Source organism: Burkholderia sp. SIMBA_062 (assembly GCF_046534765.1).
Classification (GTDB): domain Bacteria; phylum Pseudomonadota; class Gammaproteobacteria; order Burkholderiales; family Burkholderiaceae; genus Burkholderia; species Burkholderia ambifaria.
This window is the reverse complement of record NZ_JAWRYD010000559.1, coordinates 1-241: the sequence shown is the minus strand read 5'-3', so window position 1 is coordinate 241 and position 241 is coordinate 1. Positions and strand designations below refer to the sequence as shown.

Here is a 241-nt window from a genome sequence, read left to right as displayed (position 1 = left end):
AAACCCGGCATAGAACGCGAGGTGAGTGATTGCCGCTGACAACTCTTCACGGGTTACGCCGTTCGTCAACGCGCGGCGCAGGTGCGCCGGCAACTCGTCGAGATGGCCTCCCGCGATCAGCGCGGCAACAGTCACGAGGCTGCGGTCGCGCGGCGAGAGCGTCGGATCGCTCCAGATCCGCGGATAGAGCGTGTCGTCGATGAATGCCGAGAGCGTCGGCGTGAACGCACGCGCGGCTTCG

1 protein-coding gene is annotated in these 241 nt (G+C 66.0%); it reads right to left on the bottom strand.

The window, feature by feature from the left end:
* Positions 1-241, bottom strand: a 241-nt coding sequence (locus SB786_RS37450) for a carboxymuconolactone decarboxylase family protein (RefSeq protein ID WP_410731743.1), incomplete at both ends; no start/stop codon positions are given.